Annotated in this window: 12 protein-coding genes; 4 read left to right on the top strand and 8 right to left on the bottom strand. The window is 65.4% G+C overall.

Annotation, left to right across the window (positions count from 1 at the left end):
• From VN419_RS05605 to VN419_RS05625, 5 genes are all read right to left on the bottom strand, one after another.
• Positions 1–449: DivIVA domain-containing protein (locus tag VN419_RS05605; protein ID WP_325645324.1), on the bottom strand; the 449-nt coding region annotated here is incomplete at its 3' end.
• A gap of 4 nt (positions 450–453) precedes the next feature.
• A complete protein-coding gene (locus VN419_RS05610) occupies positions 454–789 on the bottom strand; it encodes a YggT family protein (protein ID WP_325645326.1) in 336 nt (111 codons plus the stop codon).
• Between the two features lie 88 nt (positions 790–877).
• Positions 878–1,570 carry an HAD family hydrolase gene (locus tag VN419_RS05615; RefSeq protein ID WP_325645328.1) on the bottom strand — a complete coding sequence of 231 codons (693 nt, stop codon included), beginning with the start codon at positions 1,568–1,570 and terminating at the stop codon, positions 878–880.
• A 9-nt stretch (positions 1,571–1,579) separates the two neighbouring features.
• On the bottom strand, positions 1,580–2,404 hold the full coding sequence (locus tag VN419_RS05620) for a hypothetical protein (RefSeq protein WP_325645330.1): 825 nt from the start codon (positions 2,402–2,404) through the stop codon (positions 1,580–1,582).
• Positions 2,405–2,419: 15 nt separating this feature from the next.
• Positions 2,420–2,806, bottom strand: a complete 387-nt coding sequence (locus VN419_RS05625; protein ID WP_325645332.1) for a hypothetical protein — start codon at positions 2,804–2,806, stop codon at positions 2,420–2,422.
• Positions 2,807–2,957: 151 nt separating this feature from the next.
• Here VN419_RS05625 and VN419_RS05630 point away from each other — a divergent pair, with 151 nt between their 5' ends.
• Positions 2,958–3,146, top strand: coding sequence for a twin-arginine translocase TatA/TatE family subunit (locus VN419_RS05630; protein ID WP_325645334.1), 189 nt, complete (start codon positions 2,958–2,960; stop codon positions 3,144–3,146).
• 19 nt (positions 3,147–3,165) lie between these two features.
• Here VN419_RS05630 and VN419_RS05635 read toward each other — a convergent pair whose 3' ends face one another.
• Together VN419_RS05635 and VN419_RS05640 are read right to left on the bottom strand one after the other, a co-directional pair.
• Positions 3,166–3,753, bottom strand: a complete 588-nt coding sequence (locus VN419_RS05635) for a CDP-alcohol phosphatidyltransferase family protein (RefSeq protein WP_325645336.1) — start codon at positions 3,751–3,753, stop codon at positions 3,166–3,168.
• Complete coding sequence (locus VN419_RS05640; RefSeq protein ID WP_325645338.1) at positions 3,750–4,868, bottom strand: hypothetical protein; 1,119 nt, start codon at positions 4,866–4,868, stop codon at positions 3,750–3,752. Before VN419_RS05640 ends, VN419_RS05635 begins: the two co-directional genes overlap by 4 nt.
• Before the next feature lie 145 nt (positions 4,869–5,013).
• On the opposite strand from VN419_RS05640, the gene VN419_RS05645 reads away from it, so the two are divergent.
• Positions 5,014–5,505 (top strand): histidine phosphatase family protein, encoded by a 492-nt coding sequence (locus VN419_RS05645; RefSeq protein ID WP_325645340.1) that lies wholly within the window; start codon positions 5,014–5,016, stop codon positions 5,503–5,505.
• Positions 5,506–5,542: 37 nt separating this feature from the next.
• Here the strand turns inward: VN419_RS05645 and VN419_RS05650 are convergent, their stop codons facing one another.
• On the bottom strand, positions 5,543–6,769 hold the full coding sequence (locus tag VN419_RS05650) for a M24 family metallopeptidase (protein ID WP_325645342.1): 1,227 nt from the start codon (positions 6,767–6,769) through the stop codon (positions 5,543–5,545).
• A gap of 136 nt (positions 6,770–6,905) precedes the next feature.
• On the opposite strand from VN419_RS05650, the gene VN419_RS05655 reads away from it, so the two are divergent.
• Both VN419_RS05655 and VN419_RS05660 read left to right on the top strand, forming a co-directional pair.
• Positions 6,906–7,334 (top strand): CoA-binding protein, encoded by a 429-nt coding sequence (locus VN419_RS05655; protein WP_325645344.1) that lies wholly within the window; start codon positions 6,906–6,908, stop codon positions 7,332–7,334.
• On the top strand, positions 7,327–7,535 hold a 209-nt coding region (locus VN419_RS05660), incomplete at its 3' end, for a YkgJ family cysteine cluster protein (protein ID WP_325645346.1). The genes VN419_RS05655 and VN419_RS05660, both read left to right, overlap by 8 nt.

Below are 7,535 nucleotides of genomic sequence, written 5' to 3' on the forward strand. Positions count from 1 at the left end.
GCGGAGGGGTCTTCACTGTCGAGAATGCGCAAATGCGTTTCCAAAAGGCCGCGCAGCTGAATTTCGAACTGGCTGCGCTGGCGCTTCAAATTCTCTATGTCCTCGTACAGCTGGGCCAGGCGGTTGTGCCCCTGCTGGACCATGCTCTCGGCCTTGCCGCGCGCCTCGTCCAGGATCAGTTGAGCCTCGCGCTGTGCGCCGCCCTTGATGTCGTCCACCATCTTCTGCGTGCTCATGAGGGTGTCGCGCAGGGTCTCGTCGCGCTGGCGGAACTCCTCCATGGAGCCCTCCATGCGCTTGACCTTCTTGATGAGGCCCTTGCGCTCCTCGGCCACGGCGCCGAGCATTTCGGCCACCTCGGCCATGAGCTGGTCGACCTCCTCCGGGGCGTAGCCCCAGAGTTTCTTGGCGAACTTGCGGTTCAGCAGGTCGATCTTGGAGATGGTCACGTTGCTACCCCAGCACTATGGAAGACAAGGCGCCCATCATGCGGGCGCTCATGGCCATATCGATGACCAGACGGTCCAGCAGGGCGCTCACGATCTGCACCGCCGCGATGACCAGGATGGGCGAAAGGTCGAACCCGCCCACCACCACGAAAGGCAGCCAGCGGCGAATGCGCCAGTACAGCGGCTCCGTGGCGTTGCGCAGAAAGCGCACAATGGGATTGTAAGGGTCGGGATTCACCCAGGAAAGCAAGGCGGAGACGATCACCACCCACATGTAGAGCGTAAGCAGCGTGGAAGCCAGCTGCACGATTTTCACCAGAATGATCATGAGATAGGACATCAAACCTCCACAGTACAAGACGTCGAGAAAAGCCGGGCATCCTGCATGTGCCTCCCTTTTGGCATACCAAAAGCGAAGAATCAAGCCCCTATGGCTGCCCCGCCGATACCGGCGGAAGTTCCGGCCAGGCACGCTTCAGGGCGGAGAGCAGCGTGGGGAAGTCCGGCACCAGCAAATCGCTCGCAAGGTCGGGATTCTTGAAGGCCCAGAACGCCACCCCGGCGTTCCTGGCCGTGTCCATGTCCACGCTGGAATCGCCCAGGAAGGCCACGTCGTCGCGGCCCAGCCCCCAGGCCTCCAGGATCTGACGCACCCCGTCCGGGTTGGGCTTGGGCGCGGCGGTGTTGGCCACGGTCATAACCGGACTGAAGTAGCCCTCAAGATCCACAGCCTTGAACACCAGATGCACGGTGTCCATGCGGTTGGTGTCCACGCCGAGCAGAAAGCCCGCCCCCTTCAGCCAGCCCAGAAGCTTGCGGATGCCCGGCTCCCGCGTCAGAAAGGGCAGCATGTCGCGGTAGTCTATCTGTGAACGGTAGGACAGGGCCGCCTCGTAATGCTCCTCCGGCACGATGCGCCTGAGGGAGTCGTACACGTTCTGAATGTGCGTGTACTGCTCGTCTTCCGGACTCATGGGCGGCAGACCGAAGTGGGTGCGGTACTTGTTGTAGTACACAACATTGGCCTGGAGCGAATCGATGAGCACTCCGTCGCAGTCGAAGATAAAGCCTTTGAAGCGGCGCAGGCTGGAAACGTCGTAGGCGTCGTCGAGAAGCGGCATGCCCGGCACCTATGCCTTGGCCGGGGCGAAAAAACCCACGGTCAGCGGAGCGTCCAACCAGGTCTTGCCTTCCGGCTGGCGATCAAGCCCCATGAGCCGCCAGGTCTGGGCCTGAAACACTCGCGTTGCGCCGGGCGCCAGATCAAGCGCAGCCTCGGGCGCGCCCGCTTCGGCCATGGCCGCGGCGATATCGGCGTCCGTGCAGCACAAAGCCGCGCCGGGCATGAGCACGACAAAGGCCTCCAAAAGTTTGCGCCAAGGCATGGCCATATCCGAGGCGTCGGGCAGGGTCAGGCCGGAGAGTTCCCGGCCCAGGGCCATGGCCTCATGGTCGGCCTCGTCGTCCACAACCTCGACACCGGCGGCCACGCTCTGGTCCAGGCGGTCCCAGGCGGACTTGAGCTTACCCTCCACCCCGCGCAAGTCCAGCAGGCGCTCCTCCAGATTCCAGGCCAAGAGCAGGAGCATCTGCGCTTGGCGGCGCGCCAGTTCTCCGGCGTCCGGGCCGGGCTGGACCGCGTCCGCGCCAAGAAGACTCTTCTCAACTTCGTCCTGCACGGCGCGGCTGCTTTCCGGAGAGAGCGCCCCGGCCTGCTCCACCAGGCTCTGAGCCAGCAGATCACGCGGGCTGGCCTGGGATTCGCCGAAGCGCAGAGTGTCGGCCAGCAAGGCCCTGGCAGTGCGCGGATCAAAAGGCGCGGCTTCCGCGCGCACATGCAGCACGCTGGACGTTGCGCCAAGGCCAGGATCAAGGAAGCGGACCTCCCCGGGCAGAACGGCGCGGCAGGCATCAGGCAGGAGTTCGGGATGCATCTGCGGGAAATGAACAAACATATGCGGACTCCGGTTTCAGGCTTTGGTGTGCAGGCGATAGTTGACGCAGTGGCCGGAGCATTCCGGCAGGCGCAGCAGACAGATGTCCACGAACAGGTGGCGGCATTCCGGCAGGGTTTCCACCAGAGCCGAGACGAAATCCGGGCAGTCCACGGGCTCCTCGGCCAGACGCTCGAAGCGCAGCCGCCACAGCCGGGCCAGCTCCGTCTCATCCAGGCCAAAGTTCTCGGCCCGGTTCAGAAAGTCGTCGTACACGCGTTCCCAGCGGGCCTGCACGGTGCAGTGCCAGGCCGTGTTCAGGCCAGGATTCAGCTGCTCTTCGTACAGGCAGCGGCCCTGATGGTAGGAACGGCACCCGAAGGCAGGCAGGCGCACCACGCCCGGCGCGGTAACTTTAGTCATGCGGGTCACCCGCCGATGCTGCGAACATGAAAGCGCCTCCGCCCGGATGAATACGCTGTGGCCCTGGCGCTTGTAAAGCCGGGCAAGCGTTGGACGCCATTGACCAGCGCACAGCGAAGGCATAGGATGATTTTTTCAGGAGGCGAGACAAATGGGTGGACTTACTGGTCTTTTGATTATCATCATCGTCGTGCTCATCCTCACCGGTTTCAACAAACTGCCGGAACTGGGCTCCGGCCTGGGCCGCAGCATCAAAAACTTCAAGCGCAGCCTGAACGAACCCGATGAGATAGACGTGACGCCGGAAGCCGAGCGCAAGAAGGACGAACCCCGCCAATAGCCCCGCCCGCCGCCAAGGCCTAGGGTCTGGAATGCCCGTTCTCGTTGTGCGGGAACATGCGCAGCCCCACGACCAGATAATAGGCGCCGCTCAAGGCCGTGAGGACCGCCACAGTGTACACCAGCAGCAGCCGGAACTCCGGATAGAAGCGCACCATGCTGTGTTCCACCATGATGAGCAGCACAAGGGAGATCTGAGCCGTAGTGGCGCATTTGCTGATCCACACGGGCTTGATGCCGCGCTTCACATCCACGCCGGAATAGTGCAGCAGCGCCAACCCGCCCACAATGAACAGGTCGCGGCTGACCACCAACGTCGCCAGCCAGCCGGGAATCCACTCCTGCACGGCCAGACAGATGAAGCTCGTCACCAGCAGAATCTTGTCCGCGAGGGGATCGAGCATGGCCCCGAAGGTCGAGCGCTGCTTGAGCACCCGGGCCAGGGTGCCGTCGAGGGCGTCCGTGAATCCGGCGATGGCGAAGAGCACCCAGGCCAGGTCGAAGCGGCGGTCCACAAAAGCCATGACGAAGCCCGGCGTGAGCATGATGCGCGACACCGTGATCAGGTTCGGGATGGTCCAGTTGCTCTCGCGCAGGGGGGGCGTCATGGCGCGTCGGTCCCTGTCTGGCCCTGGCCGTTCTGGCCGCTCTGGCCGGTCAGGGTCAGCTTGCGCTCCAGCAGGACCGGTCGCAGATGCGCGTCCAGGCGCTGCTGGCTGGTGACGCGGCAGGTGATCTGCGCGTTCACGCCCTCCGCCCCGAAGCCCACCACGGCCAGCTTGGCGTCCTGCAGGGCGTCGGTCCACGAACTCAGCAGCTGGTAGAATTCCAACACGGCGTCCACGTTGGCGAAGCCCGCAACGGCGAGGCGCTGCAGACCGGGGCCGGCCTGGCGCTCGGCCTCGGTGAAATACTTGCCCCACACGTCGAACCAGAGGGTCGCGAGGTCGGAGGAATCGGCGGCGATGACCTTGGGCCCGCTCGGCGCGGTCTGCCGCAGCACGGCCTTGTAGTAGCCCTGCGGCAGGCGTTCCAGGGTGACTTCCGGCGCAGCGCCAGCCGGGTTCTGCTGCGTGCGCGCAAGGCCTAGCAGGGTATTGGCCGCATCGAACCCTTTCGCGTCCTTTTCGCTCACGCCGCTGCCCAGGCGCAACACGAACACGCGAGGATGCTCCGCTCCGGCGAACAGGCCCAAGCGCACCAGGGTCTGGCGCAGGTAGACGCGGTTCACGGTGACGTCCAGCTCGACCTCAAAGGAAGCGCCCGGAGCCTTCTGGGCTACGGATGAAGCGGCCTGCGGGTCTGCCTGCTGGCCAGATTTCTGGTCGGGCTGCGCGGGCGCCTGCTGGCCTGCGGTGATCTCATGGTAGGACTGGACATAGTCCAGGGCGTGGGGGGCGAGGTGATCGCGCAAGGCCTTGAGGCGCGCCTCCGTGGCCGGAACGGGCAGCATGTTTCTGGCTTCACGGTTCACCGCGTCGACGAGCGCGCGGTCCAGCGCCTGCTGCCGGGCCTGGGTTTGGGAAAGGCCCGCGTCTGCGCTGGCGCTTACGCGCACGGCCTCGGCCCGCGTCTGCGCCGGCTGGCATAGCCCCGCAAGAAGGAACCAGATAGCCGCAAGCAGCACGCGCGCACCCAGCCCGGCGGGGCTAACCCGCTGCGCCGACATCAAATCCTTCTTTTCTGCGGCCAGGGCCGCCCGGGCACCCGGTGCAATGGTCATGGTCTGGGCTCCTACACCACATCCGCAGCGTGCACAATGCGACAATGGCCTAAGTAGGGCCCTGGTTGTCCTAAATTTCCAGGGTTGCGATGCGGATGCCGATGGGCTAGGTGGAAGGAAACCGCTCACCAGCCTGGAGGGAGCCATGAATCTGTACCTCATGCAGCACGGCGCATGCCTGCCCCAGGAAGTAAAGGCCAACCAGCCCCTCACCCCCGTGGGGCACGACCAGACCGTCAGCGCGGCCAGGGCCATGCGCATCATGGGCCTGTGGTTCGACGCCCTGCTGGCCAGTCCCTTCCACCCGGCCATGCAGACCGCCGGAATCATTGCCGAGGGCATGGGCTACGCACTTTCAAGCGTCACCAGTTTTGCGGCCCTGCACGGCGGAACTTCGCTCAAAACCTGCCTGGAGCACCTGCGCGAGTGCGAACGCTACCAGTCCGTGCTCATCGTGGGCGAACTGCCCCTGCTGGCCAGCCTGGCCTCGCACCTGCTCACCTCCGGCCCCAAGCTTTCCCTGGCGCTGGAGGGCGGCGCGCTGCTCGCCATCGGCGTGCCTCGTCTGGAGAGCAGAAACGGCACCCTGCGCTGGCTCTTGCAGGCCGGGCAGTTGCAGATGATCGCCGCGGGCTAGCCCCTCCCCTCGCGCCCGGCACGGCCCCGGTCCGCGTTTACGCCTCGATGCAGAGCAGCTCGTAGTTATGGCCGGTGATGCACACCGCGCCGTTTTCCGTCACTTCGAAGGTGTTCTCCACGCCCACCATGCCAAGGCCGGCAATGGCCTGCTTGGGTTCCAGGGCGAAGACCATGCCCTTCTCCACCGGCCGGTCAAAGCCCTTGGCGATGGCGGGCCAGCCGTCGATGGCCAGGCCGATGCCATGTCCCAGGAAAGGCACCTTGTTGGCCCCCAGGCCCATGAAGCCTTCGGCGAAGCCCGCTTTTTCCGCCCAGCTCAAACAATGGGCCCAGATGTCGCTGACCAGCGCGCCAGGCTTCAGGTTTTCCGCCGCCCAGGCCTGCACGTCCACGCAGAAGTCGTGGGCGGCCTGGACCTCAGCCGGGACGCTGCCCGAGGCTCCGCCCCAGTACAGCTGCGTCTTGTCCGTGTGGTAGCCCTCCAGTTGGAAGCCGATGTCCAGCCCGAGGGGCTCGCCTTGCTTCCACAGCTTGCCCGCATAGCCCATGAGCGGCACGGCCGGGTGCTCGCCGCGCACGCCGAGAGGGCCGTTGAAGCTGCTGGGGTAGATGCCGGAATCGCCCGCGGACACATGGCCCAGGAAGCACTCCTCGCCATTGGCGCTCATGCGCAGAATGCCCTGATGGCCGAGCTCGAAAAACACGGCCCAGGCCGTATGCGCGATCTCGCGCTCGCTCATGCCGGGGCGGATGAGCTGCGGCAGCACGTCGTACAAGGCCAAGTGGTGCCGCTCGCCGCAGGAGCGCAGGATGGAAAGCTCCCACTCGCTTTTGAGGGACTGGGCAACGGCCAAAGCCTGGTCGCCGGAGACGAAGCGATGGGCGGACAGGCGCGAGCGCAGCATGTCGCCCAGCTGCCAGGTGAGACCACCCATGTCCACGGCGATGGTTTCGCTGAAGGGCACGCCCGCCTCGACCGCCAGGCCGGGCAGATCCTTGTATGAGCGATAGCTCACCACGCGGGTGGTCGGGGCTTCCAGCGCGGCGCGGCCTTCGCCCTTGCGCAACATCAGCAGGGGCTCGCCCTCGCGCGGGAGCCACAAACAGCCCATTCCCAAGGTGCCGCAGAGGTAGTAGATGGCCGGACGCGCAAAGACCAGCAGCCCTCCCGCCTCCGGGGCAAACTCGGCCAGCAGGGCTCGGCAGCGGGCATGACGCAGGGACAGCTCCTCAGCGGGGATGGTGGCCAGGGCTTCGAACATGGGGGCTCCGTTGTCCGGGGGGTAGCGGGTCTAGGCAATGGCGCGGGATTGCGCTACACGTTTCAATCACGCCGCCGCATGATGCGGCCAAGTTTCAGGCGCACAGGCCGAAACGCGCATCGGCAGAAGGACCAGCATGCTGTACAGCGAAAAAGAGCTAGCCGCCCTGCTTACGCAGGTCAAGAACATCGCCATCGTGGGCGCAAAGGACAAGCCGGGGCAGCCAGTGGACCGCGTGGGCCGCTACCTCATGGACGCGGGCTTCACCATTTATCCCGTGCACCCCAAACGCGCCAGCGTCTGGGGCCTGCCCGCCTACCCCACCCTGGCCGACGTGCCCGCGCCCATCGACCTGGTGGACCTGTTCCGCGTGGGCGAGGCCTGCCCGGCCCATGCCGGGGAAGTGCTCCAACTTTCGCACCGGCCGCGCTGCTTCTGGATGCAGTCAGGCATCTTCAGCCCGGAGGCGCGCTCGATTTTGAAAGGCTCCGGCATTTTGGTGGTGGAGGACCGCTGTCTCATGGTGGACCACGCGCGGTTCGCTTCGGAGGACTGGCATGTCTGAGGCCTTTGACTGCAAACGCTGCGGCCATTGCTGCCAGGGCGAGGGCGGCATCGTGATGACCGAGCCCGACCGCCTGCGTCTGGCCGCGCACCTGGGCCTCGCCGTTGCGGACATGCTGGCCCGCTTTGCGGAAAACGCGGGAGACAAGCTGCGCCTGCGTGTGGGCGAGGACGGCTACTGCGTGTTCTTCCGGGCCGGCGT

Source organism: Humidesulfovibrio sp. (assembly GCF_035560995.1).
Taxonomy (GTDB): domain Bacteria; phylum Desulfobacterota; class Desulfovibrionia; order Desulfovibrionales; family Desulfovibrionaceae; genus Humidesulfovibrio.

Bases quoted from the DNA above. Each gene is read 5' to 3' on its own strand.
- VN419_RS05620 (WP_325645330.1), bottom strand. From the start codon at position 2,404: ATGTTTGTTCATTTCCCGCAGATGCATCCCGAACTCCTGCCTGATGCC.
- VN419_RS05630 (WP_325645334.1), top strand. From the start codon at position 2,958: ATGGGTGGACTTACTGGTCTTTTGATTATCATCATCGTCGTGCTCATC.
- VN419_RS05655 (WP_325645344.1), top strand. From the start codon at position 6,906: ATGCTGTACAGCGAAAAAGAGCTAGCCGCCCTGCTTACGCAGGTCAAG.
- VN419_RS05635 (WP_325645336.1), bottom strand. From the start codon at position 3,753: ATGACGCCCCCCCTGCGCGAGAGCAACTGGACCATCCCGAACCTGATC.
- VN419_RS05640 (WP_325645338.1), bottom strand. From the start codon at position 4,868: ATGACCATTGCACCGGGTGCCCGGGCGGCCCTGGCCGCAGAAAAGAAG.
- VN419_RS05645 (WP_325645340.1), top strand. From the start codon at position 5,014: ATGAATCTGTACCTCATGCAGCACGGCGCATGCCTGCCCCAGGAAGTA.
- VN419_RS05615 (WP_325645328.1), bottom strand. From the start codon at position 1,570: ATGCCGCTTCTCGACGACGCCTACGACGTTTCCAGCCTGCGCCGCTTC.
- VN419_RS05610 (WP_325645326.1), bottom strand. From the start codon at position 789: ATGTCCTATCTCATGATCATTCTGGTGAAAATCGTGCAGCTGGCTTCC.
- VN419_RS05650 (WP_325645342.1), bottom strand. From the start codon at position 6,769: ATGTTCGAAGCCCTGGCCACCATCCCCGCTGAGGAGCTGTCCCTGCGT.
- VN419_RS05625 (WP_325645332.1), bottom strand. From the start codon at position 2,806: ATGACTAAAGTTACCGCGCCGGGCGTGGTGCGCCTGCCTGCCTTCGGG.